23 protein-coding genes and 1 pseudogene are annotated in these 23746 nt (G+C 55.6%); 16 read left to right on the top strand and 8 right to left on the bottom strand.

Annotation, left to right across the window (positions count from 1 at the left end; all coding sequences use genetic code 11):
• The first annotated feature begins 114 nt into the window (after positions 1–114).
• The 4 genes and pseudogenes from V9L13_RS08675 to V9L13_RS08660 all read left to right on the top strand — a co-directional run bounded on the left by V9L13_RS08675 (position 115) and on the right by V9L13_RS08660 (position 4343).
• Positions 115–500 (top strand): annotated as a pseudogene (locus tag V9L13_RS08675) (type II secretion system protein N).
• Between the two features lie 433 nt (positions 501–933).
• Positions 934–2718 carry an AAA family ATPase gene (locus V9L13_RS08670; protein ID WP_338802208.1) on the top strand — a complete coding sequence of 595 codons (1785 nt, stop codon included), beginning with the start codon at positions 934–936 and terminating at the stop codon, positions 2716–2718.
• Positions 2719–2888: 170 nt separating this feature from the next.
• Complete coding sequence (locus V9L13_RS08665; protein WP_338802207.1) at positions 2889–3416, top strand: hypothetical protein; 528 nt, start codon at positions 2889–2891, stop codon at positions 3414–3416.
• Positions 3417–3632: 216 nt separating this feature from the next.
• Entirely contained in the window at positions 3633–4343 is a 711-nt protein-coding gene (locus tag V9L13_RS08660) for a hypothetical protein (protein ID WP_338802206.1), read from the top strand.
• Positions 4344–4937: 594 nt separating this feature from the next.
• Here the strand turns inward: V9L13_RS08660 and V9L13_RS08655 are convergent.
• The 3 genes from V9L13_RS08655 to V9L13_RS08645 form a co-directional block, all read right to left on the bottom strand.
• Positions 4938–5660 (bottom strand): HNH endonuclease, encoded by a 723-nt coding sequence (locus V9L13_RS08655; RefSeq protein WP_338802205.1) that lies wholly within the window; start codon positions 5658–5660, stop codon positions 4938–4940.
• 260 nt (positions 5661–5920) lie between these two features.
• Positions 5921–6214, bottom strand: a complete 294-nt coding sequence (locus V9L13_RS08650) for a hypothetical protein (RefSeq protein WP_338802204.1) — start codon at positions 6212–6214, stop codon at positions 5921–5923.
• A 102-nt stretch (positions 6215–6316) separates the two neighbouring features.
• Positions 6317–7294 (bottom strand): toll/interleukin-1 receptor domain-containing protein, encoded by a 978-nt coding sequence (locus tag V9L13_RS08645; RefSeq protein WP_338802203.1) that lies wholly within the window; start codon positions 7292–7294, stop codon positions 6317–6319.
• Between the two features lie 512 nt (positions 7295–7806).
• Between V9L13_RS08645 and V9L13_RS08640 the strand changes: the two genes are divergently transcribed.
• Positions 7807–8166, top strand: coding sequence for a hypothetical protein (locus tag V9L13_RS08640; protein WP_007968533.1), 360 nt, complete (start codon positions 7807–7809; stop codon positions 8164–8166).
• A gap of 156 nt (positions 8167–8322) precedes the next feature.
• Here V9L13_RS08640 and V9L13_RS08635 read toward each other — a convergent pair whose 3' ends face one another.
• The 4 genes from V9L13_RS08635 to V9L13_RS08620 form a co-directional block, all read right to left on the bottom strand.
• The gene (locus V9L13_RS08635) at positions 8323–8712 is read right to left on the bottom strand and encodes a hypothetical protein (protein WP_338802202.1); all 390 of its coding nucleotides are present in this window, start codon (positions 8710–8712) and stop codon (positions 8323–8325) included.
• Between the two features lie 115 nt (positions 8713–8827).
• Positions 8828–9169, bottom strand: a complete 342-nt coding sequence (locus V9L13_RS08630; protein WP_338802201.1) for a hypothetical protein — start codon at positions 9167–9169, stop codon at positions 8828–8830.
• A complete protein-coding gene (locus tag V9L13_RS08625; protein WP_338802200.1) occupies positions 9166–9789 on the bottom strand; it encodes a hypothetical protein in 624 nt (207 codons plus the stop codon). The genes V9L13_RS08630 and V9L13_RS08625 overlap by 4 nt, the downstream gene beginning before the upstream one ends.
• A 36-nt stretch (positions 9790–9825) precedes the next feature.
• On the bottom strand, positions 9826–10323 hold the full coding sequence (locus tag V9L13_RS08620) for a PAAR domain-containing protein (protein WP_338802199.1): 498 nt from the start codon (positions 10321–10323) through the stop codon (positions 9826–9828).
• Between the two features lie 700 nt (positions 10324–11023).
• Here V9L13_RS08620 and V9L13_RS08615 point away from each other — a divergent pair.
• The 4 genes from V9L13_RS08615 (at position 11024) to V9L13_RS08600 (ending at position 13961) form a co-directional block, all read left to right on the top strand.
• Positions 11024–11383, top strand: a complete 360-nt coding sequence (locus tag V9L13_RS08615; protein ID WP_338802198.1) for a hypothetical protein — start codon at positions 11024–11026, stop codon at positions 11381–11383.
• A 347-nt stretch (positions 11384–11730) separates the two neighbouring features.
• On the top strand, positions 11731–13074 hold the full coding sequence (locus V9L13_RS08610; RefSeq protein ID WP_338802197.1) for a hypothetical protein: 1344 nt from the start codon (positions 11731–11733) through the stop codon (positions 13072–13074).
• A complete protein-coding gene (locus V9L13_RS08605) occupies positions 13067–13456 on the top strand; it encodes a hypothetical protein (RefSeq protein ID WP_338802196.1) in 390 nt (129 codons plus the stop codon). Before V9L13_RS08610 ends, V9L13_RS08605 begins: the two co-directional genes overlap by 8 nt.
• Positions 13457–13580: 124 nt before the next feature.
• Positions 13581–13961 carry a hypothetical protein gene (locus V9L13_RS08600; protein WP_338802195.1) on the top strand — a complete coding sequence of 127 codons (381 nt, stop codon included), beginning with the start codon at positions 13581–13583 and terminating at the stop codon, positions 13959–13961.
• A gap of 37 nt (positions 13962–13998) precedes the next feature.
• Here the strand turns inward: V9L13_RS08600 and gspI are convergent, their stop codons facing one another.
• Complete coding sequence (gspI, locus tag V9L13_RS08595) at positions 13999–14379, bottom strand: type II secretion system minor pseudopilin GspI (protein ID WP_338802849.1); 381 nt, start codon at positions 14377–14379, stop codon at positions 13999–14001.
• 148 nt (positions 14380–14527) lie between these two features.
• On the opposite strand from gspI, the gene gspG reads away from it, so the two are divergent.
• From gspG to gspF, 7 genes are all read left to right on the top strand, one after another.
• Positions 14528–14986, top strand: a complete 459-nt coding sequence (gspG, locus tag V9L13_RS08590; protein ID WP_027613117.1) for a type II secretion system major pseudopilin GspG — start codon at positions 14528–14530, stop codon at positions 14984–14986.
• 8 nt (positions 14987–14994) lie between these two features.
• A complete protein-coding gene (gspK, locus tag V9L13_RS08585; RefSeq protein WP_338802194.1) occupies positions 14995–15948 on the top strand; it encodes a type II secretion system minor pseudopilin GspK in 954 nt (317 codons plus the stop codon).
• On the top strand, positions 15945–17129 hold the full coding sequence (gene gspL, locus V9L13_RS08580) for a type II secretion system protein GspL (RefSeq protein WP_338802193.1): 1185 nt from the start codon (positions 15945–15947) through the stop codon (positions 17127–17129). The genes gspK and gspL overlap by 4 nt, the downstream gene beginning before the upstream one ends.
• On the top strand, positions 17122–17670 hold the full coding sequence (gene gspM, locus V9L13_RS08575) for a type II secretion system protein GspM (protein ID WP_338802192.1): 549 nt from the start codon (positions 17122–17124) through the stop codon (positions 17668–17670). Before gspL ends, gspM begins: the two co-directional genes overlap by 8 nt.
• On the top strand, positions 17667–20048 hold the full coding sequence (gspD, locus tag V9L13_RS08570) for a type II secretion system secretin GspD (protein WP_338802191.1): 2382 nt from the start codon (positions 17667–17669) through the stop codon (positions 20046–20048). Before gspM ends, gspD begins: the two co-directional genes overlap by 4 nt.
• A 907-nt stretch (positions 20049–20955) precedes the next feature.
• Complete coding sequence (gene gspE, locus V9L13_RS08565) at positions 20956–22362, top strand: type II secretion system ATPase GspE (RefSeq protein WP_338802190.1); 1407 nt, start codon at positions 20956–20958, stop codon at positions 22360–22362.
• Positions 22362–23573 (top strand): type II secretion system inner membrane protein GspF, encoded by a 1212-nt coding sequence (gene gspF / locus V9L13_RS08560; protein ID WP_003225634.1) that lies wholly within the window; start codon positions 22362–22364, stop codon positions 23571–23573. Before gspE ends, gspF begins: the two co-directional genes overlap by 1 nt.
• Positions 23574–23746: the final 173 nt, after the last annotated feature.

Raw genomic sequence — 23746 nt, 5'->3', positions numbered from 1 at the left:
GTGAAATAAAACCGTGAGAATTGCCGCGTAGCCTGTCAGCAGGGACTAAAAGGAGATTCAGCCCATGATGCTCACCACCCGCATTTCCCCCCGCAAACCGTCCAGGCCCTCGCACTGCTCGCCGCCCTGGTCGGCGTCGCGACCTGGTCGTCGCTGCTCCTGACCTCCGCCGAATCCCACACCCCACCAGCCCCCCGCAAATGCTCGCGGCGCGCAGTGATAGCCCGGCGTTGCAATGGTTCTCCAACCAGACGGCGCCGGTGGACATCAAAGTGAGCGGGGTGATGGCGGGGAGTCGCGGGGCGGTGGCGATTTTGAGTTTGAACGATGGACCGCCGAGGAGTTTTTTGCAGGGGGAGAGGGTGGGGCTTGGGGTGAAGTTGGTGGAGGTGGAGGGGGATGGGGTGGTGATTGAGCAGGGGGGGGAGAGGGTGAGGTTGGGGGTGGAGAGGTTGGGGGAGGGGGGGGAGATGCCTCGGTTGATGGGGGGAGGAATGTAGCGGTCAACATTCCGGACAAAGATTTGTCCGCTTTCGGCCAATAAAGCGGACCTCAAATTAGAGGTGCCAAACGTATCGGGAAATGGCATCAGACTATTGCCTGAGCTGCCCACATAGGCCCATCACTGAGCCATTACAACGAGGAGATAGGGACAGTCTGGCGACGGCACAGTAACTACAGGGGCCTACTCATCAGAAAGCTTTTGAGCATTTGCGAACAGCGACCGCCGTAGAGACTCACATAATGTCTTCGACGAGATGATGATTTCGTTCTGTCATTGCTAGACGGTGTGGTGGCTTTTCGCTTACCTTCGATGGCATTCGTGCGGCGTGAACCTACTTTTACTGCATTTTGGCACATTGGTATCACCCCACCTGTAGGAACTAACGGCCATGAGAGACCATCAATCGTGCCAACATGGAGCCAGTAGCAGTGAAGCTGATTAAGGAAATTGAAGTCGCATATTTTCGCTCTATCTATAAAGAGCAGGTAACTAATTGCAGCAATAGCAATATACTCTTCGGAAGAAATGATTCTGGGAAAAGTAATATCCTCAGGGCTCTTAACCTTTTTTTCAATAACGAAACAAATCCAGATCAGAAATTCAACCTCGAGCGCGACCTTAATCATGCCCGTCGGGCAGAAGCTGAAACGGCTGCAGATATTCGTAAATTTGTCTACGTTAAAGTCACCTTCACGACGCCGAAAAACTGGCGGGCTTCTCTAGGCGAAACTTTCTGGGTGAAGCGCCAATGGAGTGTAACCACAGAAACAACGCCAAAATACATATCATCCATTCGTAATGCAAATAAGGAGCAATACTTAACTCGCTTTCTAAATAAAATAAAATTTCATTATATTCCAGCCATCAAAGATAGAAAAATATTTGAAAAGCTCCAAGCTGAAATTTATACCGTGATTTCGAATCATGCGGAGTTTTCAGATTCGCTCGGGGACTTTGCCCAAGCTTTGAGAAACAGAACAACAGACTTGTCCCAAGGTCTATTGAATCGACTAGCAATAAATAGCGTAGTGTCAACTCCTCAGGATTTGTCCGAACTATTCAGATCACTTGACTTCGAGACAACTTCAGAAAATGGAGATGCTTATAGCTTAACTCTACAGCGCGGAGACGGCATACAAGTTAGGCATATTCCCCAAATACTTTCTTTTTTGTCAGATAGAAGCTCAATTGACTATCACATTTGGGGATTCGAAGAGCCGGAAAATTCGCTTGAACTCGCCAGTGCTATAGATGAAGCTAATACATTCAAGAGCTTAGGTTTGGAAGGCAATAAGCAAATTTTCCTCACAAGTCATAGCCCCGCGTTCTTCTCGCTAGTTGATAAGGATGTTGAAAGGTATTTTGTTTCAAAGACTGACATCAGGTCAGATCGCCCCAATTCAAAAATAACTCCGATAGGGCACGACTTAGCGACTAATCCAGGAGAATTGATGGGGGAAACACCACATCTCCCTGTAATCAGCTCATATTTACTTGAAGCTCACAAAACCATTTTGAGGCATGAGCGAGAGGCTCTAGCTTTCAAAGAGGAAGTCGAGAGATCCAACCTCCCAGTCATATTTGTCGAGGGGGAAACTGACAAGCTAATTTTTGAAAGGGCTTGGGAGCTATTTATTGGTGCCGAAACACCTGCAACTTTTGAATCTGCAGGTGGCACCTCTAAAATGGAAAGCTTAGCGAAAGATGGCAAGATTTTATCTCAACTAGCACCTGAGAAAAGATTGTTCTGTCTCATCGATAATGATCTTGAGGGGCGCGAACTGCTTGCAAGTAAAGATTTGAGCAAGGGAGGAAAATGGGTTAGGCATAATAGTAACGGCGTTTATTGGTGTCGCCTGCCCTTGAATCCCGATCTAACTTCATTGATGCGAAGCTTAAAGGTTGATGAGAAGTTCTGGCCTGGTTGTCTTGAGAATATTTTTAGCCCTTCTCTCAGGCAACGTGCTGAGGCGGAGCAAGCTTACGCGACAGAGGAGATTCCTCACGCTGCGTTATTTCCGGATACGAAAAAAATCAGGGAGTACATCAGGCCTCGCGAAGATCAAAAACATTATTTTGTACTAGCCCCTACAGCCGACGCCAAGGTGAGTTTTGCCGAATGGGTTGTGAAGCTGGCAGATGATGAACCTGGCATTCTTGAACCTCTTCGTAGCACTATGGAGGGATTGCGCGACTTACTCGCCGGTATCTGAAAGAGCAACAACCAAAGGGTTGTTAAAAGTCTCTGTATCGCCACTGTTTCCTAGACTAACTTAAAGTCTTGTTTTGGCCAGTTTTCAACAAAAATGGGGACGAAAAATGGGGACGGATTTATTTTGTCTGTCTGTCAGATTAACCATTAGGCGCTGTTTAGGTGACAGAAATGCATCTTTCTTTTCAGATCAAATTTCGAGACTTGCCTCGCTTCTTGGATCACTGGTCGTCAAAGTACAAATTTAAGAACGAAGAAAAGTACACGGACAACATCGGAAATCCATTGACCGAGAAGTCACTGCGGCAACTTTTCGAATGGAAAAACGGGATCGAAAAAATCGCGGAAGCGAAGGCTCAAAGCATTGCAGCGAACTACACCACCTCGTTCAAAGACGATCCGGCGACACGCTACCTTGATCACAAGCAGAGTGGCAGCGCGATCTGGAATATTTTCTACCTCCATTGCTTATCGCCACGCGAGTGGCCAATTTTCGATCAGCATGTCTTCAGAGCCATGCGCTATATGAAGACCGGAAAAATTGAAGAAATTCCAGGAACAAACAAGAAAAAGTATGAGGTATACCAACAAGAGTACATCCCTTTCTTCAAATCCTTTGGTGGGGGTGAGCAGAGGAAAGTTGACATGGCTCTCTTTGCGTTTGGCAAGTTTCTGAAGACAGCGGCGAAGTACGCCTGACCCTTCCATCGAAAGGAGGTCGTCCCGCAAGCGAGTCGCTTCTCATGTCAAAAATTAGGGTCATGAAATCGAAGTTGAGGCAGAAAAAGAAGAGGAAGAGGAAGAGGAAGAGGAAGAGGAAGAGGAAAATAAAACAGTCCCTGTTTATCTTTCCTTTAACTTTGCTTTTTTTCTAAAGCAGGCAACACTAAAAATCACTAATTCGAAGGTTAAGGTATGGCTAAGAAAAATAAAAAAACTAAAGAAAATAATGATAAAGCAACTGGTGTGATGAAGGCAAAATTCTCAACCGTCCGCGTGCTTGTACACCAGCCGCTTTCCGTTAAAGTGGCACCTCAGACGCTGAACGAAATTAAAATTCAAGGCGTAACTTGTCAAGTTTCGATACGTAGTGCATATCAGGAGGAAGATGTGCAGTTGAAATCTGGTGGGTCACTTCTTGCTGTTGAATTCGACGATGATTATTCGGCTGATCTGATTGTCACCGCGCGTAAAGGTCTAGCATTACTAGAAGACTTCCTCTCTGCGTTATCGGTTGTTACTGGATCAACGTTTCAGTCCAGTGAGTTGCTTCAAATCGTGAGGTTGACGAAGTCAGAGGACAACGAATTCATAATATTTAAAAAACTGCCAATTAAGCACTGGGCAAAAGAAATATCAGTAGGCGACATAAGGAAGGCTCAGCATTTGATAGCTCATTGGGATGGGCTTGATTCCGGAAACCGGATTCGTCGAGCTGCGTTGCAATATCGAGGTGCAATAGGAACTCTTGATGATGCCATCGCTTTTCAAGAAGCCTATATCGGTTTGGAATGTATGGAGCCACCTCTGGCGAAAATGATAGGCTTGACGCCTGGAACAGAAGAGGTAAAAGGTCAGTGTGTTTCCTGCAGTTTTGAGTTTGTCAGAAAAAAACGACTCTTGTAGGTGTTCGCTCGTTCGTCCTTAATGATCTTGAGCCTAAAAATGCTGAAGAAGGACGTAAGTCAGATTGGAGACTGATTAACAATCTTCGCAATGATTTGATACACGGTTTGGTCGACCCTGAGAAACTTACGGATCGTCCCAATAAAGGGCTTATTGCATGCATGCATCACTTGCATTCTGCTATTTGTCATGCCTCTCATTCAGATGAGCTTATAGAGGAGAATTATCGCCTTGCGCGTGGTGGTCCTACATATATTTTCTGCGGCACATATAAAGAATCGCTTTTGTCAGCATTGGGTGAGTGGGGGTATGTGATTGAGATAGAGGACTTTACTTGGGTCCCCCACGCAGAGTATGGGTTCGTGCCACAGGTTGAATTCAGAAATAGTCAACTTCTTGAGTTTTATATGGGTATAGGTGTTCTGGTGGAACCGCTCTCTTTTGCAACGCTTAATTCGATATCGCCGGTTCGCTACGAACATGACTAGCAAGCTCGTTTTGAGAAAAAAGGGGGCTGATTTATTTCCAAATAATAAAACAGTCCCCTTTTGATTTTGTCGCTTACCTTCTGGCACGGTCTGTTGTAGAGCCACATTAGCATACAACCTGAATAATTCGATATAAAGGCTCCGGCAGGCTCCCCTGAGTTGGCGGCAATGCTCGCTTTTCCAACGGGACTATAGTAGTAACTCCAGGGAGACGCATGACCGAAACTAATACGCCCTTTTGCTCCCTTATCTCAATGGCGCTTTCGCCTTGAACCTTCGTGTCTAGTATCTCGCTAGGCTCAGTGAAAAGAACAAACCACCAGTTATCGCTTCTCGCCGGCCTCCGAGCGAAAACTCGAGCCTCTTCCACCCGATCCGAGACTGCGACGTCATAATAGTGTTTACCCAGTTGCTCAAGTCCAATCTTCAGTAGCATACGAACCACGGCGAGAGGCTCCGTGACTTCGGCTATCAGATGAAACTGGGAAACCCGCTCCGTTTCGACGAGATTCTTCAGTTGACCGTTTCGCGGTTCGAGTTGAATGATTCCGGGCGCTTCGGATGCCTGCACTTGGCCAAGCGTGGTATCCATTCGAACGAAGCGTCCCTTCTTCGAGGGCACTCCTTTCAGAAGGCGATAGCCGTTAAATGGGAAGCTCTGCAACGCCTTAGACTCAACTTTTTGCCCAAAGTATTGATTGCAGCGATCACAGGTAACTCCCGGTCTTCCAATGGGAGAGTTTTTCCCGCCTAACGACTCGGGAACAATGTGGGCTACTGACGAGCTCTCATTACTATGACAAAAAATGCATGAGAGGATGGTCGGCATATTTATGTGATCCTCATAAATTTATACGACAATCTGATCGGGTTGCCGCTTGAGTAAATATGACGGAAATAACTGACTTATCATTCAATGATAAATCAGGCTACTTTTTTAAATGCTCGAAAAAAAGTGCTGAGTTATTTCCAGAAATTAAATCAGCTCCCTTAGTTTCATGAAAAATTACGTAGTCTGCCGAGATGAGACAAACGGTTCGACACCTCTGTCGTCTACCGCTTGAAGCTCAAAGTAGTGCCCGTTGGCTTTTAGCGCATGGATGATGCGATATTGGCATAAGCGGTGCTGTATGAGGTACTCGGGCCTTGGATGTTGAGCACCATTTCCCCTCCGTAGCTCCGCTCGTACCTCAAGTTTTTCAAGGCTCCCGCTGCTTCACCATTGGCCTCTGCGATTTCGATCACCAAGTCCCGTAAGGCCGATTGATCGTTGTCTGCTACCTCGGCGGAAAACCTGACTTGGCGCTGGCTTTGAAAGCCTCCGCGACCACTGGCTGAGCCTATTCGGTTAAATGTGATGTGGGCAAGCAGGGCTACTTCCATGGTCTGAGCCTTCTATGTGGGTCTTACTTCTTTGTAGCAGGGGGCTGAGTAAAAGAGGCTAGTTGCCCTCTGTAATCCGGTTAATTCGCGTCCAGCGATGACTCACCCATCGCGTTGTAGCGGTGCGATGAGAAAACTCCAAAGCGTTTCGGCCCCGCCTTCTTGGGATAGCTTCTGGTCTTGCCGAGTGTGGAACGCCATGCCAAAAGTCTTCAAGTACAAGGCTTGGTCATCCGTATCTACTGTGAGTGCCTCGTTGTACGAGCCACCGCTAAACGAATCTCCATGGCTGTAATAGATCCCGGCGCCTAGCTGGCCGCCAGTGAACACAGTCGCCTTCGCAACGTCTTGGCCATCCTTGTAAATATTTGCAGAAAAGCGATTGGCATCTATACGGCGAAATACTCCTTCGTATCCCGGGTTGCGTGCCTGCAACTCCCCCAACGAGTTCTCGAAGTAACGGGCGATGTACTCGAAGCTGTCGAGCAGGAAGCGGTCTTTGTCCAGTTGGGTGAAGCTCTTAGCCATCCGGAGGTTACTCGACCTAGGGCTAGTCGGGGCCGTGGAGGTGGGCACTGAGCCGGCATTGAAATTTTTCAGCTCAGATCGCGGTGTTGTGCTCGGTTGGTTGCGGCTGCATCGCTCGGCGACCTTCCGGACCTCCTTCGCGACTTGCAAGAATGCTTCGTCCCGATCAGGCCAAAGTGTCACTGGCTTCCCATCTTGGGGCGTGCCGAGCAGCTTACCGAATGGTGCGTAGTGCCAATCGCATGGGCGAAGAATCACAGGAATTATGATCGCATCCCCCGCGTCGTGGCGCTCCATCGCTCGCGTCATCTCGATGTTGTAGCAGTAGTCGGAAGCGATGAAGTCAGGGCTGATCAGTAACAGGATAATTTCGTCGCTGTTAATGTGATCATCGATTGCTGCATCGATCTCTTGGCCTGCACCGATCCTGCGGTCATGCCATGTATCAATGACCCCCTGGCGCTTGAGCATAGCAAGCTGCTTTTCCAGCTGGTCGCGCAAGGCTTCGTCTGCATGGCAGTAAGAGAAAAACACGTTCGGCAAAATGGACACTCCCTCTCAGGTAGGTACTGTTCCGATCATATGATCTGCTCGCCGTAGAAGTACAGGTTAGGGGAAAAGGAGGCTGATTTTTTTTTCCAAAAATAAATCTGAGAATCATCTGGCCGGCCTCCATGCCTCATGGAGGTGTCGCTGTAAGACCTCGATAAACATCAACGTTTAGAAAAACATCTCCAGACACTCTCTCAGGCTACATATCCTTGCGCCTTTGCCTACAGCTACGCCAGAATCCGCCGGCTTGTGCGCTTTGTACCTGGTCTTTATCGTCTACGTGTCGCTGGCAACCCAGCGACCGGGTTTAGCGACCCGACCAGGTATAAGTGCAACGACGCTCCAGTTTGTCGCAGACTTTTGCGATGACGATATGGTGGCTGTGCGTGGGAGACCTTCGGGTCTGCCGGGTCTTATACCTCTCGGTTCGCTAACCCGCGTACAGCTGCCACCCTTACTTGTTTAGCGACGGGTTTTGGTGGTTCCACCAGGTATAAAAACGGAGCTCCACCATGATCAAACCAACACCTAACCCACCCGAAACCGCCTCGGTTTCCCCCTACGAATCCATCGATTCCAAAAAACTCCACGAAGCCGCCGACCGCGCGCTCGATCATTACCTCTGTCCCCCCGGATCCACGCCGCCGCCACGTAAACACCGTGGGATGTATGCCGTGACGGCGGACAACAAAACCGAAGAGCTGCTGGTGGATGCCAGTGAAACACTCGCTTCGGCCAAAACCCTCGCGCAGAACATTGCCAGTTTGTTGCCGGTGTCGCAGCGGCACGCGCTGGCGGGGATTGCGCAGTTGATCATGCTCGGGGAGTTGGCGGTGAATCGGGCGTTGGATAATTTGCAGTTGCCGGGGTGATGCGGATGTCGGGATCACCTGGTGATTGATCGGGTGTTCGTTCTGGCGCCTTCGCGAGCAGGCTCGTCCCACAGGGTTTTATGCTGATTGCAGATGTTGTGTAAAACGCTGAAACCTGTGGGAGCAGTTGATTATTACCGTGCCGTCTTCGTGTGGTTATTGAGTCGCTTCAGGACATTCACGGGTCCATCGCGTCACCGTCATGTCATTGAATTGCTCACCGAGGGTATCGACGCGCAGGCAAGCTGCTTTCTTCGAGTAGTACAAGATGCAACGCGAGCTATCAAAGGAGCAGGTGGCCAGTTCGAAGAACTTGCGTGCAGCCAGTTCTTTCTCCACGCCACTGTATTCATAGCCATCGGTGGTATGCATCGGCGTGGGCTTCCAGCCTTGTTTGACTAGCTTGGCCTTCGCCGCCACCAAACGCTCACCGATTGCGATGCCTGCTGGTCCGTGCTTGTCGTTTGACGCCTGTGAGCCGCCGGCGAACGCTGCGCTGATACCCATGCAATAAACTGCGACAAGTACGAGGGCTGAAGCCTTCATTCGACAGTTCCTCCCGCAGCTTTGTAGGTCGATAAAAAATCCGGATACTCGGCGTAAGGTTGTTCTTGCCTGGACCTTCGGGAAGCGCCGCCCACCTTGTTGTCGATTTCTGATTTCAATCCTTTTCAGGACATTTGAAGTTCCAGGAATAAATTTTCATGTCTTTGACTTCTTCGCCGACAGTTCCTACACCTAAACAATCTCCGTTCTTGATGTAGTTGAAGCTGCAGAAACGGACGCCCTCTGTGCAGGATTCGATTTCATTGAAACCTTTTCTTTGGATGATGCTTTCAACCCCGAATTCACCTGAGTAGGTCGGATTCGGCTTCCAGCCATTTTTTAACAAAGCTTTTCGGGCTTGCGTAAATGGCATTCCCTCTTTGATGGGAACGTCCGCTGCGCTAGAAAATGAACTGACGCAACACAAAAGGCTGATGGCTAATATTTTTAGTTTCATTTAACAGTACCGCCAAAGCCCTTATATATTTTTTCCACTTCGTCGTACTCAGTATAAGGTTGGCCGGAAGGCTTCCCATTGATGGGTCGATTTGCCATGCCCGGCCCCATAGGCAACGCTTCCCATTTTTTTGATGCTTTTCCAACTGCAGTTTTTAAGTCGCCACCGATCAGCGGTTCGATCGCGCTCACGTTGCGCAGTAGTTCAACGGCAATCAAGTCCTGCGTTCCGGGGCTGAAGTCAGATAGCCCCATTGCTTTGATGGAGAGTTCCGACCATGTGGCTTTCGTGATCTGGTACCTTCCAGAAGCTGTAGTTGAACCTCCGAAACCTGGACCTGGGTGAGTAGACTCATCACTGAATGTCCACTTCCCGGATTTCCAGCCGGCTGCCCAACCATAGCCGAATTTCGCGTGATAATCGCCACCCTCGACTTGTGCCAACGTATCCAGAAAGGCCTGCACATTTTTATTTTTTAAGAACTCCGCATTCTCGGCACGCCTCTTTTGTTGCTTTGCGTCTACGGATACAGCTTTAGTGCTGGAGTCTTTGACAGGTGTCACCGTTCGGGTGGCGACAGATGACATTTTTCGGCCGTTTTTGCTAATGACTTCAGCCATGAGGAAAACTTCCGTTATTTACTTTGACATCCATTTTCAATCCTCCAAAAACAGCTGGATCGTTTCGGCGAGGTGCGACCTGATTACGTGCGTATACCCCATTGAATCGCTGACACCATGCTCAATGCTGCCGTCAGCTCGCTGAATGGCGTAATCAAGATTAGCTAGCGGCTCCCCTGACTCGTCGTCAATAAGCCTGAACTTGTCGCTGAAGTGCACGGGCATCGACGTCAGACCGCTGAAAGGCGCTGATACGACGGTGTCGCCAATGATGACCGTGCCCGAGCCACCTACAACTACGTTGCCGTGGCCGCCGGTACTGCCTTGAGTAGCGGCATTCAGCCCATTGATAAAAACTGTCGAGCTGACCGCTCCAGTGATCGGGCTACCGCAGGCGGATTTATCGGTCATCCGAGCGGCGGGTAGACCGTCGAAATTGACATTGGGCGAGCCGCTGACAATTGGATTAGTGCCATGCCCCGGGAGCGGGCAATTGGTGGGATCTGTGACGCGGGCTGCTGGTTTGCCACTCACGGGAAGTTCCTTTTCAAAGATTCAGATGTCCTTGGCCTGATTGGAATAGAAATCGACATTCCGGCCACTGAGAGAGCACGCAGGGCAAGCGTTGGGGTAGCTAGAAAATGCGCCCTGGGGGAGGAACGCGGAAAATCTACCGCCCATGTACTTTTGCGTCGCACAGAATGCCTGAGGCAAAAGTTGCACTCAACATTTCTTACAATTTTTTGATTGACTGTTTGTGAGTGACTTCTGTCGGGTTGCTCGCAATGCCTTTGCGCCCCGACTGGGGTTACGCTTTGTCCGCAGGAATCCCGTTAATGGGGAGGATTTTTTAAGTTGGGAGGTGCCGCAGTAAGACCTCGATGAACGTCGGCGTTTAAAAAGACATCTCCAGACACTCTCCCAGGCTACACATCCTTGCGCCGTTGCCTACAGCTACGCCAGAATCCGCCGGCTTGTGCGCCTTGGGGGCGGGTTCTATTGTGGTTTGGTCGCTGACGAATCAGCGATCGGGTTTCGCAGCCCGGATCAATCAAGGCGCACAGCGCTCCCAATCGTTGCTTTTTTTGGCGATGGTGCTTCATGGCGGCTGTGCGCGGGATACCTTCGGGTATGCCGGGTTCCTTGATTCCCGGTCTGCGAACCTGCGTACAGCTGCCACCTCCCTTCGTTTCGCAGCGAACTGTGGCGGCTCCAACAATCAAGGAGCTTCACCATGATCAAACCTACACCCAACCCACCCGAAACCGCCTCGGTTTCACCCTACGAATCCATCGACTCAAAAAAACTCCACGAAGCCGCCGACCGCGCGCTCGACCATTACCTCTGTCCGCCCGGTTCCACACCGCCGCCACGTAAAACCCGCGGAATGTATGCCGTGACGGCGGACAATAAAACCGAAGAGCTGCTGGTCGATGCCAGTGAGACGCTTGCTTCGGCCAAAACCCTCGCGCAGAACATTGCCAGTTTGTTACCGGTGTCGCAGCGGCACGCGCTGGCGGGGATTGCGCAGTTGATTATGCTCGGGGACTTGGCGGTGAATCGGGCGTTGGATAATTTGCAATTGCCGGGGTGATGCGGGTGTCGGGATCACCTGGTGATTGATCGGGTGTTCATTCTGGCGCCTTCGCGAGCAAGCTCGCTCCCACAGGGATTTATGTTGATCACAGATTTTGTGTAAGTCGCTGAAACCGGTGGGAGCTTGGGACAGAGGGGACGGATTTATTCTCGGAAAATGAATCGGTCCCCTCTGTCGCGAAGTTCGCCGATCCGCCAACCACGGCCGCTATAAAACACTGAGGATTCGAGCCCGGAATCCGAAACCAGAAATACGGATTTCCCCTACAACGAACAGCGATCCATCCTGCATTCAAAGTTGAGTCTGTTCGCCAAAGTCCCCCGTTTTCAGAACTGGAGACGGGCGTGGCCAGACTCATTCCGCAAAGCGAGCTGCATGGTCAGCGAGACCAGATCCTTGATTCCTACCAAGCCATGGAAGAATTCCGACAGGCAATGAATCGCCCGGACGACTTGCCCGGATTCGACGACTTGTTAAAAGCCATGGGCCTGCATCGTTCCAACTACAGGCAAGGCGCGAATAAGCGAAAACTCATCGATGCTGTGCATAACGGTGAGTGGGCAGTAGTGAAACCGCGCAAGGTTGCAGATAGCGGCGGTGCCTCCTGGAGCGCCTTCAACCCCAAACCCGAGCCTCCTCCCGCACAACATCTGGTGGAGGAACACGCCTATACCTTGCCGCAACCCGCCGAATCGGGCTTCCACATCGTTCAGAAACCCATGACGCTCGAAGCGCTTGAACGGGAGTTGTACGAAATCAGGCCCGGCGATTCACTGCTTCGCGAATTCCGCTCACTCAATCGACACCTCGGTGAGCGGGTCAAACCTGGGCAAATGGTCTTGTTCAGTGACTCTCGCAACTACATGTGCCGGCGCGAAGAAGCACAGATGATGGCCGCTGCGGAGAAGGTGAACGAGGCGTTGAAAGACCTTTCGGATGAAGAAGCTTCGTTCATGGTTGAGCATCATGAGGTCATTGAGCCGTTTCTGGAGGTGTCGGCGGGGTCGCTGGGGATTGCCTCTTATATGATCGGCCAGCATCTGGATGGGTTGAAAAAAGCTTTGCAGGATATGGAGCAACTGCACCAGCAGCATTATCGGCAATACGGGCATCTTCGCTCGCCGGATTTTTTTGCACAGCGCAAACGGATCTTGACGAAGCTTGATGGTGGCCTTGGGGCGCTGGTACGCAAGGGAACCGGAATTGCCGATCACCCCAAGCTTAAAAGAGCATTGGGTTTGTCGACTCGAAGAACCATTCACCGTTGGGATAAAGCGGGAGGTCCCACTCAGTTGCCGGGATATGCGTCCAACATCGTTGGCGTTGCGCGGGCGGCAAAGTTCATGCAGATCGGAGGTTACGTCGGAATAGGTTTAGCAACAGGGGCGGCAACTCTACGAATCAACGAAGTGTGCCGTACCGGTACTGATCAAGAATGCCAGAAGGTTAAATTCATCGAAGGCAGCAAACTGGCAGGTAACGTTGGAACAACTCTCGCGGCAACCACATATACCGCACCGCTCACAATGGAGTATTGCGCAGGTGTTGCACTAAAAACACGAGGCATTGGCGGCGTTATTTGCGTCCTCGTCATCAGCGGCGCGACAGCTTCTGTAGCAGGCAATACAGGATCTAAGATCGGCGATGTCGTCGGTGAAATCGTTTACGAAGCAACCTCAAATGAGTGAAATCAAACTTCTGTTCGCCGCCACTGGCATTGCGTTACTGGTGCTGATCATCTCCAACGTTCTGGTGATGATCTATGTCGGGTATTTCAAGCTTTCCGAAATTGAATTGCACCTTGAAAATTGCTTTCTGCTCCACAACTGCCCTCAGAAGAGACGTTCCGGTTTTTGGGCGCGGAGGTACAGGCTCAACCTGATCACTGCTTTGCTTCGTAAACGTCCTTCGCGCCTGTTACTGGATAATCCGAGCGCCCTCGAAGATGTCCAGAGCCTTCCGCTGAATTTGCGGCGGTGGGTCGAAATTCCATATCGATTGAATGCATTTTCTCTGCTGGGAATTTTGGCTTTGTATGGTTGGGCGGAATATTTAGGACTGTTCGAGTAAGCACCATGAGAAACCGGTCGTCTATCAAGTGCTAGCGCGAGCCGTCTGGGTGCCGTGGAGACAGAAAAAGGATGTTTGATGATGGTGAGTTTTCAGGGCAAGAAACTCATGAGTATTCCGAATAATGGAAATCACCGAAATAATATTTGCCTGGGCATGTGGGGCGCTGCTCCTGCTGGGCGTGATCAACTGCGCAATGATTTTCTACGCGGTTTATACAAAACTCGATGCTCTGGAAAAACACTTTGATGAGTGGCTCTACTTATCCATGGACTGTGGTTCATCAGGGGGAAGTTTTTACTCGAGAACTCAGCGGATGACCGCTGTCAGCCAGTTGATTACATCCAAAAGTATCCAACGGCAGGAACCCTTGCTGATCGATGCCGTTCAACGCCTGCCCAGCGGACTCAGGTTCTGGGCGACGAGTCCATTTCATGTCAGCTATGTCGTGTGCGGTGCATCGTGGGTGATTTGGCTTTATGGGAAATACAAAGGTTTTTTGTAGGAGCAGGTGTCTTTGACGGTTCGGCGATTCGTAAGGGCTAGGGACTTTTGGCCCGGCTGAGCAACGTTTCCAGGCGGGCCAACGGCGGTGCATCCTGATTGCGGTCAAACACCTGAATCCCGACCTTGAGCAGCCGCCCATTCTCTGCCGCTGCGATTATCTGTTCACACCGCAACAACAACCGTCCTTGATCACAATCAACAGCTTTCACACCAGTCGGCAATCGGCCTTCCAATTGCAACTCCGCCATGCGTGTCTGCGCCGCAATCATCGCCACCGAACGATCCCGCAAAATCCCGCTGCTCTGCGTCATTAACCCCGCCACGCGCACAGCCGCCGACATCGCCACAGCAATAATCGCCAGCGCCACCAGCACTTCAATCAGGGTGAATCCGTTTTCTCGGGAGCGCGTCGGCATAACAGGCCCAAAACCCAAACTCAGCCCTCGACCCTAACCCGCGTCCTTGACGGCTTGACGACCAAAACTCCCGAGGATTTTCAACATCCCTGACATATCTTCTTGCAACACTGCGCGTCGAATCGAATCAAGCCAAGGGAATGTCGAGATGGATATCGCGCAGTTCAAACAGCCCGGACGACCGAGCCGGATGCCCCGTGGGCAGCAGGGTTTTACCCTGATCGAGATCATGGTGGTGGTGGTGATTCTCGGGATTCTGGCGGCGATGGTGGTGCCCAAGGTGCTGGATCGGCCGGATCAGGCGCGGGCCACGGCGGCGAAGCAGGATATTGGCGGTTTGATGCAGGCGCTGAAGTTGTATCGCCTCGATCACGGTACTTATCCGAGCCAGAGTCAGGGTTTGAAAGTGCTGGTGGAGCGGCCGGCGGATGCGAAGAACAGTAACTGGCGTTCGTACCTGGAGCGCCTGCCGAATGACCCGTGGGGTCGTCCTTATCAGTACCTCAACCCTGGCGCCAATGGCGAGATCGATATCTTTTCCCTCGGTGCCGACGGTCAGCCTGACGGCGACGGTGTGAATGCCGATATCGGTTCCTGGCAGCTGTAAGGCCGGTGATGAATAGCCAATCGAACCAGCAGGGGATGGCGATCATCAGTGCGCTGTTGATTGCGGCGGTGGTCGCGGTGATTGCGGCGGGGATGTTGACCCGGCAGAGCGTTTCGACCCGCGCGCTGGAGGCGGACCAACAGCGTGTGCAGGGGCGCTGGGTGTTGCACGGCGGTCTGGAGATCAGCCGGCAATTGCTCTGGGATGCGCGGCAGCGTGATCCGTTGACCCGGCTCGATCAGCCGTGGGCGCAGCGCTTGAGTGCGCAGGGTTTCGAGGGGCGGCTGGAGGATGAGCAGGGCAAGTTCAACCTGCGCAATCTGGTGGCCAACGAGCGTGTCGATGAGGCGCAGGTGCAGGCGTTTCAGCGGTTGTGCGAGTTGATCGGTATCAGCGCCGGGTTGAGTCAGCGCATCAGTCAGCGGGTGATCGGCTCTTATCCGTATCTTTTGAACCCGCAGATTGCCGAAAACACCGCGAGCAAAAACGGCTTTGACAGTGGCCGCGCCACGTCGCCGAATGCGTCGCGCAAACCGCAGAATCCGAAGTTGCCGATGCTGCGCAGTATTGATGACTTGCGTAGCGTCGAGGGTGTGAATGATGTGGTCATCGGCAAACTGGCGCCGTATCTGACGGTGATCCCGGCCACCACTTGGCTCAATGGCAATACCGCCACTGCGCCGGTGTTGGCCGCGTATGTGCCGGGGTTGTCGCTGGAGCGGGCGCAGGCGCTGATCAATGAGCGCGACGCCGGGCGCTGGTTCATCAACCGTGGCGATTTCGTCAACCGCTTGCGCATGCCCAATCTGGAGCTGACCAGCGTCAAGGTCGGCATCACCAGCGACTGGTTTCGCCTGCGCGGCGAGGCGCGGCGGGATCAGCGTCGGGTCAGCCTCGATGCGTTGTTGCACCGCAGCGAGGATCGTCTGCCGCAGGTGATCTGGTCGCGGGTGGGCGTATGAGTCAGTTGCGTGTGAGCTTGCCGCCACTGGCGGGGTTGAGTCTCGACAGTGAAATGGACTGCGCGTGGCTGGACCGTCAGGGGCAGGTCATTCGTGAGCAGCGTCTGACCTTTAGTCAACTGGCGCAGTTAGCGAAGCAACCACCGCTGAGCGCTTTCCTGCACCCGGCGGACAGCCTACTGGCGAGTATCGACTTGCCACCGCTGCCGGCGAACAAGACCGCAGCGGCGGTGCAATGCGCGGCGCAGGCCTTGATGCTCGGCGACAGCAATGACATGCACATCGCCCACAGTTCGCGGGACGAATCGGGGCAGGTGCAGATCGCCTGGGCGCCGCGTCAACGCTTGCAGCATCTGGGGCAATTGCTGAAGCAGGCCGGTCTGAATCTGCGCGGCTTGTACCCGGCGGCGTACAGCTTGCCGGTGCTGCCGGGCACGGTGGCCTGTCGGCAGGTCGGCCATTTGTTGCTGCGCGAAAGCGTGCAGGTGGCGCGGGTGCAGCCGTTGTTCGACGAGGAGATTGGCGATTGGCTGCTGACCTGCGGGACGCCGCTGCACTGGATCGGTTCGACGCCACCGCCGGAAGCGCAATTGCCGATGGCCGAGGCGCAACGCTGGACCGGGCCGTTGCCGGGTTGGGGCCTGCAGGGTGCGGTGCAACAGCAGCGCAGCGAGCATCGCGGTTGGGGCCGGGCGTTGGGGCTGTGCGCATTGGCGGTGGCGGTGTGGGTCATCGGCTTGAACCTGTATGCCGCTCGCGAGGCGAGTCAGGGTCAGCAGCTCAAGGCGCAGATGGCGCTGCGGGTGAAGCAGGCCTTTCCCGAGTTGCCGGTGATCCTCAATCCGCTGCAGCAGGCGCGCCAGCAATTGGCGGCGCGGCAGAAGGGCGCGGCGGAGGACCCGGCGCAGCCGTTCAATCGGCTGGTGTTGCAGGCCGGCAGTGGCATGCCGTTCATGGCCGGCACGGTCGAGCGCCTGACGTTTGTCGATGGCACGTTGCAGTTGAGTTTGCTGGCCGATGCCCGGCGCAGCGCCAATGACAAGGACAAGGATTGGCAAGCCGCATTGGCTCAGGTCGGGATCAGTGCGACGGCTGACGATGAAGGCTGGCTGCTGCGACCGAGCGACGAAGTCACCACCCCCGACGAAAGCGCTGACGACAGCGGAGCAGAAGATGAATAAGGCATCGCTCGCGGTGTATCGCGCCCGTTGGCAGCGTTTTAGCGCGCAGCTTCAAGTGCGCTGGCAAGCGCTGGCCCTGCGCGAAAAACGCATGGTCGGCGGCATGGCGGCGCTGCTGCTGGCGCTGTTGGTGTGGGTCGCATTGATCCAGCCGCCACTGAAAAAAATCAGCTATTGGCAAGCCGAAACCCCGAAGTTACGCGCCCAGACCGAAGCCCTCGAAGTGCTGTTGCGCGAGGTCAGCGTGCGTCCGCAGGGGCAAAGCATCGAGCAGTCTCTTGAGCAGACCCTGCAGGCCAGCGGCCTGGCCGGGCACTATCAATTGCAAGTCGGGGAGGCTGGCGCCTGGCAGCTGACGTTCGACGCGGCGCCGGCCGATGCGCTGCTCGACTGGCTGCTGAGCACCCCGGCACAACTTTCTCTGCTAGTGGTCGAGGCGCGTCTGCAACGCGCCGACAACGCTTCGACCGAAGTCACTGCCGGCACATTGTCAGGCACCGTTCGCATGGATCAGGCGCTGGGCGCTAAGGAAGCTTCATGAAGGGGTCAGGATCCAAACCGGCGCGCATGGCGTTGCCGATGCTGCTGATGGCGTTGAGCGCGTGCAGCAACACCACCACGCCGCCGAACCAGCCGCCGTTGCTGGTGGACAGCGAACTCGGCCGGCCACTGGCCAACACCCAGCGCAGCGGTGATGCGCTGCTCGATCGTCAACGCGCCCAGGCGCAAGCGGCGCCGCAACCACGGCAGATGCACAACATCACTGAGCGTGCGCGCAGTGGCGCGGCTCCGCGCAGCAACACGCTGGCGAGCAACCCGTTGGGTGATCAGCCGGTGACGCTGAATTTCGTCGACGCCGATATTCAAGCGGTGGTGCGCGCGCTGTCGCGCTCGACCGGCCAGCAGTTTCTGGTCGACCCTCGGGTCAAGGGCAGCCTGACGCTGGTTTCGGAAGGTCAGGTGCCGGCGCGCCAGGCTTACGACATGCTGCTCGCGGCGTTGCGCATGCAGGGCTTCAGCGTGGTCGATGTCGGTGGCGTCGCGCAGGTGGTACCGGAGGCCGATGCAAAACTGCTCGGCGGGCCGATCTACAGCGCCGACAAACCGGCCGGCAACGGCATGCTCACGCGCACCTTTCGCCTGCAATACGAGAACGCGGTGAACCTGATTCCGGTGCTGCGCCCGATCGTGTCGCCGAACAATCCGATCAATGCCTACCCGGGCAACAACACCATCGTCGTCACCGATTACGCCGAGAACCTGACCCGCGTCGCCCAGTTGATCCAGACCATCGACAGCCCGAGTGCGATCGACACCGATGTGGTGCAGATCCAGAACGGCATCGCCGCCGACATCGCGCCGATGGTCGCGGATCTGCTCGACGCGCCGGGCAACGATCCGACGCAGAAAATTGCGGTGATCGGCGACCCGCGCTCCAACACCATCATCATCCGCGCCGGCAGCCCCGAGCGCACCGAGCTGGCGCGCAACCTGATCTACAAACTCGACAACGCGCAGAGCAATCCGAGCAACCTGCACGTGGTTTATTTACGTAACGCGCAAGCGGCGAAACTGGCGCAGGCCTTGCGCGGACTGCTCACCGGCGAGAGCGACAGCGGCACCAGTGATAGTGCGCGCTCGGTGCTCAGTGCGATGGGCAGCAACGGCAACAACAATGGCGGTTCGAGTGCGCAGAGTGGCACGCAAACCAGTGGCAACACTTCGACTACGTCGAGCACGGGCAGTACTGGCGGCAGTTACGCGCAGGGCAGCAGTTCGACTGGCAGCGGGGGCAATCAGGCCAGTGAACAGAACGTCGCGTTCAGTGCCGGCGGGGTGACGATTCAGGCTGACGCGACCACCAACACCTTGCTGATATCCGCGCCGGAACCGTTGTATCGCAACCTGCGCGAAGTGATTGATCTGCTCGACCAGCGCCGCGCGCAAGTGGTCATCGAGAGCCTGATCGTTGAGGTCGGTGAGGACGATGCCAGCGAATTCGGCGTGCAGTGGCAGACCGGCAATCTCGGCGGCAAAGGCGTGATCGGCGGGGCGAACCTCGGTGGATCAGGGATCAATCTCAACGGCAAGACCAGTCTCGACGTGCTGCCGCAAGGCTTGAACGTCGGCTACGTCAACGGCACGGTCGACATCCCCGGCATCGGCAAGATCCTCGACCTGAAAGTGCTGGCCCGGGCGCTGAAGAGCAAGGGCGGCACCAACGTGCTGTCGACGCCAAACCTGCTGACTCTGGATAACGAAGCGGCGAGTATTTTTGTCGGCCAGACCATTCCGTTTGTCAGCGGCAGCTACGTGACTGGCGGTGGCGGGACGAGCAACAACCCTTTCCAGACCGTGACCCGTGAAGAGGTGGGTTTGAAGTTGAATGTGCGGCCACAGATTTCCGAGGGCGGCACGGTCAAGCTTGATATCTATCAGGAAGTCAGCAGCATCGACGAGCGCGCTTCGGCCAGTGCGGCGTCGGCGGGCATCGTCACCAACAAACGCGCGATCGACACCAGCATCCTGCTCGACGACGGCCAGATCATGGTCCTCGGCGGCTTGCTGCAGGACGGCTACAGCCAGAGCAACGAAGCGGTGCCATGGCTGGGGACGCTGCCGGGGATCGGTGCACTGTTTCGCAACGAACGCCGGGCAATCACCAAGACCAACCTGATGGTGTTCCTGCGCCCGTACATCATCCGCGACAGCGAAGCGGGGCGCAGCATCACCCTCAACCGCTACGACTTCATGCGCCGCGCCCAGGGCGGGCTGCAACCGGAACGCAGCTGGGCAATGCCGGACATGCAGGCGCCGCAGTTGCCGACGGCGGCGCAGGGGGTTCCGAGTTCGGTTCCGGCTTCGGGACCCCGTGCGACCATCAAAGCTGTGCCGATCGAAGGGAGCACACGCTTTTGAATCCCTCCATCAATCTGAAAATTTACTCTGTGGTGAGGGGATTTATCCCCGATGGGCTGCGCAGCAGACCCAAAACCTGCTACCCCATTCTTCCAGATACACCCTGCATGCCGGATTTACGGGGGCTTCGCCCCCGAGCGGGAGCAAGCTCCCTCGCCACAAAAACATGTCCAGACCCTGGAGTTGGGGAGGGCATGAGATGAGTGCGCTTCCCTGCACCTGGGCCAAGGCCAGGAACTCGGCCCGCAAGCTGAAAAACATTCCTGTGGCGAGGGAGCTTGCTCCCGCTGGGCTGCGCAGCAGCCCCAAAACCTGCTATCCCATTCTTCCAGATACACCCTGCATGCCGGATTTACGGGGGCTTCGCCCCCGAGCGGGAGCAAGCTCCCTCGCCACAAAAACATGTCCAGACCCTGGAGTTGGGGAGGGCATGAGATGAGTGCGCTTCCCTGCACCTGGGCCAAGGCCAGGAACTCGGCCCGCAAGCTGAAAAACATTCCTGTGGCGAGGGAGCTTGCTCCCGCTGGGCTGCGCAGCAGCCCCAAAACCTGCTATCCCATTCTTCCAGATACACCCTGCATGCCGGATTTACGGGGGCTTCGCCCCCGAGCGGGAGCAAGCTCCCTCGCCACAAAAACATGTCCAGACCCTGGAGTTGGGGAGGGCATGAGATGAGTGCGCTTCCCTGCGCTTGGTCCAAGGCCATGAACTCGGCCCGCAAGCTGAAAAACATTCCTGTGGCGAGGGAGCTTGCTCCCGCTGGGCTGCGCAGCAGCCCCAAAACCTGCTACCCCATTCTTTCAGATACACCCTGCATGCCGGATTTACGGGGGCTTCGCCCCCGAGCGGGAGCAAGCTCCCTCGCCACAAAAACATGTTCAGACCCGAGAGTAGGTGAGGTTTTGAGATGAGTTCGCTTCCCTACGCCTGGGCCAAGGCCCAGCGCATTCTGTTGTGCGACGGCGTGCTGACCGTATGCCCATCGACGCCAGGCTGGTCGATCAGCGAGGTGCGGCGCCAGTTCGGTGAAACCTCGCTCAGGCGCGTGCGCGACGACGAGCTCGACGGCTTGCTCGCCACCGCCTATGCCGACACCGGCAGCGCCGCCGCTGTGGTCGGTGCGGCAGAGAACGAAGTCGATCTCGACCGGCTGATGCAGGACATGCCAGAAATCACCGATCTGCTCGACACTCAGGACGGCGCGCCGGTGATCCGCATGATCAACGCCTTGCTCACACAGGCTGCGCGGGACGAGGCCAGCGACATTCACATCGAACCGTTCGAAACCCACTCGGTGGTGCGCTATCGGGTCGACGGCACCCTGCGCGATGTGGTCTCGCCGCGCAAGGCGCTGCACGGCGCGCTGGTGTCGCGGATCAAGATCATGGCGCAACTCGACATCGCCGAAAAACGCTTGCCGCAGGACGGCCGTATCGCGCTGCGTGTGGCTGGGCGGCCGATCGATATTCGCGTGTCGACCGTGCCCACCGGGCATGGCGAACGCGTTGTCATGCGCTTGCTCGACAAGCAGGCCGGGCGTCTGCATCTGGAAACCCTGGGCATGGACGCGCAGGTGCTGGCCAAACTCGATCACTTGATCCGCCAGCCCCACGGTATCGTGCTGGTCACCGGCCCCACCGGCAGCGGCAAGACCACCAGCCTCTATGCCGCGCTGGCGCGGCTGGATGCCAGCACCAGCAACATCCTCACCGTCGAAGACCCGGTGGAATACGACCTGCCGGGGATCAGCCAGATTCAGGTCAACGCCAAGATCGACATGACGTTTGCCTTGGCCTTGCGGGCGATTCTGCGCCAGGACCCGGACATCATCATGATCGGCGAAATCCGCGATCTGGAAACCGCACAAATCGCCGTGCAGGCGTCGCTCACCGGTCACCTGGTGCTGGCGACGCTGCACACCAACGACGCGGTGTCGGCGGTCAATCGCTTGATCGACATGGGTGTCGAACCGTTTCTGCTGGCCTCGTCGATGCTTGGTGTGCTGGCCCAGCGGCTGGTGCGGCGCCTTTGTAAAGAGTGCAAACAGGAGGATCCAGCAGCACCGGGCACCTGGCGCCCGGTGGGCTGCGCCGCCTGTAATCACACCGGTTACAGCGGCCGTACCGGCATCCACGAATTGTTCTGTATCGACGACGACATCCGCACCCTGATTCACCAAGGGGCAGGGGAGCAGGCATTGCGTGCGGCGGCGGCAAAGGCCGGGATGTTCAGCCTGCGCGAGGACGGCGAGCGCTGGATTCGCAGCGGTGCCACCGCCCCTGAAGAAATTCTCCGTGTGACCCGGGACGCCTGATGAATCGCTATCGTTTTGAAGCCGCCGACGCCACCGGCAAAATCGAGTCCGGGCATCTGGAAGCGGATAGTCAGGGCGCCGCGTTCGGCGTGTTGCGCAGCCGTGGCTTGACTGCGTTGTCGGTGCACAAGGAGAGCAACGTCGCCCAGCATGGCGGTGGTGGTCTGTTCAGTGCGCGTATGTCGGATAACGATCTGGCCTGGGCAACGCGGCAACTGGCGAGTCTGCTCGGTGCGAGCCTGCCGCTCGAAGCGGCACTCAGCGCAACGGTGGAGCAGGCCGAGAAAAAACACATCGCCCACACCCTCAGCGCGGTGCGTGCCGACGTGCGCAGCGGCATGCGTCTGGCCGAGTCGCTGGCCGCACGGCCACGGGATTTTCCGGAGATCTACCGCGCGCTGATTGCTGCGGGGGAGGAGTCCGGTGATCTGGCGCAGGTGATGGAGCGACTGGCCGACTACATCGAGGAGCGCAACAACCTGCGCGGCAAGATCCTCACCGCGTTTATCTATCCCGGCGTGGTCGGGCTGGTGTCGATCGGCATCGTGATTTTCTTGCTCAGTTACGTGGTACCGCAGGTGGTCAGCGCCTTTTCCCAAGCGCGTCAGGACTTGCCGGGGCTGACGTTGGCGATGCTTACCGCCAGTGATTTCATTCGGGCGTGGGGCTGGTTATGTGCGGCGTTGATCGCGGGCGCTTTCTGGAGCTGGCGCCTGTACCTGCGCAATCCGGCGGCACGTTTGAGCTGGCATCATCGGGTGCTGAAATTGCCGCTGATCGGGCGCTTCGTGTTGGGCCTTAACACCGCACGCTTTGCCTCGACGCTGGCGATTCTCGGCGGTGCCGGTGTGCCGTTGCTGCGGGCGCTGGAGGCGGCGCGGCAGACGCTGTCCAATGATCGCCTGAGTCTGAGTGTCAGCGACGCCACGGCCAAGGTTCGCGAAGGGGTGAATCTTGCGGCGGCGCTGCGAGTGGAGAACGTATTTCCGCCGGTATTGATTCACCTGATCGCCAGCGGCGAGAAAACCGGCGCACTGCCGCCGATGCTCGAACGGGCAGCACAGACCCTGTCCCGCGATATCGAACGGCGGGCAATGGGCATGACCGCGTTGCTCGAGCCGCTGATGATCGTGGTGATGGGCGGGGTGGTGCTGGTGATTGTGATGGCGGTTTTGTTGCCGATCATTGAGATCAATCAATTGGTGCAGTAGTGGTGTGCCTGAGGGTTTGAGGTTGTCTGGACTGGCCTCTTCGCGAGCAAGCCCGCTCCCACATTTGAAATGCGTTCCCCCTGTGGGAGCGGGCTTGCTCGCGAAGAGGCACATCAGGGCAATAAATTATTCAGACTTTTTACCAGGACTTCAGCCTCACCCGACCCTCATTC

The organism is Pseudomonas sp. RSB 5.4 (assembly GCF_037126175.1).
Lineage (GTDB): Bacteria > Pseudomonadota > Gammaproteobacteria > Pseudomonadales > Pseudomonadaceae > Aquipseudomonas > Aquipseudomonas fluorescens_H.
This window is presented reverse-complemented; position numbering and strand designations above follow the sequence as displayed.

What these genes read in the sequence shown, in the direction of transcription:
- V9L13_RS08635 (WP_338802202.1), bottom strand. Translation starts at nt 8,712, where the DNA reads ATGAAGGCTTCAGCCCTCGTACTTGTCGCAGTTTATTGCATGGGTATC.
- V9L13_RS08665 (WP_338802207.1), top strand. Translation starts at nt 2,889, where the DNA reads ATGCATCTTTCTTTTCAGATCAAATTTCGAGACTTGCCTCGCTTCTTG.
- V9L13_RS08605 (WP_338802196.1), top strand. Translation starts at nt 13,067, where the DNA reads ATGAGTGAAATCAAACTTCTGTTCGCCGCCACTGGCATTGCGTTACTG.
- gspF (WP_003225634.1), top strand. Translation starts at nt 22,362, where the DNA reads ATGAATCGCTATCGTTTTGAAGCCGCCGACGCCACCGGCAAAATCGAG.
- V9L13_RS08655 (WP_338802205.1), bottom strand. Translation starts at nt 5,660, where the DNA reads ATGCCGACCATCCTCTCATGCATTTTTTGTCATAGTAATGAGAGCTCG.
- gspK (WP_338802194.1), top strand. Translation starts at nt 14,995, where the DNA reads ATGAATAGCCAATCGAACCAGCAGGGGATGGCGATCATCAGTGCGCTG.
- V9L13_RS08625 (WP_338802200.1), bottom strand. Translation starts at nt 9,789, where the DNA reads ATGGCTGAAGTCATTAGCAAAAACGGCCGAAAAATGTCATCTGTCGCC.
- gspG (WP_027613117.1), top strand. Translation starts at nt 14,528, where the DNA reads ATGGATATCGCGCAGTTCAAACAGCCCGGACGACCGAGCCGGATGCCC.
- gspL (WP_338802193.1), top strand. Translation starts at nt 15,945, where the DNA reads ATGAGTCAGTTGCGTGTGAGCTTGCCGCCACTGGCGGGGTTGAGTCTC.
- V9L13_RS08630 (WP_338802201.1), bottom strand. Translation starts at nt 9,169, where the DNA reads ATGAAACTAAAAATATTAGCCATCAGCCTTTTGTGTTGCGTCAGTTCA.
- gspD (WP_338802191.1), top strand. Translation starts at nt 17,667, where the DNA reads ATGAAGGGGTCAGGATCCAAACCGGCGCGCATGGCGTTGCCGATGCTG.
- V9L13_RS08650 (WP_338802204.1), bottom strand. Translation starts at nt 6,214, where the DNA reads ATGGAAGTAGCCCTGCTTGCCCACATCACATTTAACCGAATAGGCTCA.
- V9L13_RS08615 (WP_338802198.1), top strand. Translation starts at nt 11,024, where the DNA reads ATGATCAAACCTACACCCAACCCACCCGAAACCGCCTCGGTTTCACCC.
- V9L13_RS08640 (WP_007968533.1), top strand. Translation starts at nt 7,807, where the DNA reads ATGATCAAACCAACACCTAACCCACCCGAAACCGCCTCGGTTTCCCCC.
- gspM (WP_338802192.1), top strand. Translation starts at nt 17,122, where the DNA reads ATGAATAAGGCATCGCTCGCGGTGTATCGCGCCCGTTGGCAGCGTTTT.
- V9L13_RS08660 (WP_338802206.1), top strand. Translation starts at nt 3,633, where the DNA reads ATGGCTAAGAAAAATAAAAAAACTAAAGAAAATAATGATAAAGCAACT.
- gspI (WP_338802849.1), bottom strand. Translation starts at nt 14,379, where the DNA reads ATGCCGACGCGCTCCCGAGAAAACGGATTCACCCTGATTGAAGTGCTG.
- V9L13_RS08600 (WP_338802195.1), top strand. Translation starts at nt 13,581, where the DNA reads ATGGAAATCACCGAAATAATATTTGCCTGGGCATGTGGGGCGCTGCTC.
- gspE (WP_338802190.1), top strand. Translation starts at nt 20,956, where the DNA reads ATGAGTTCGCTTCCCTACGCCTGGGCCAAGGCCCAGCGCATTCTGTTG.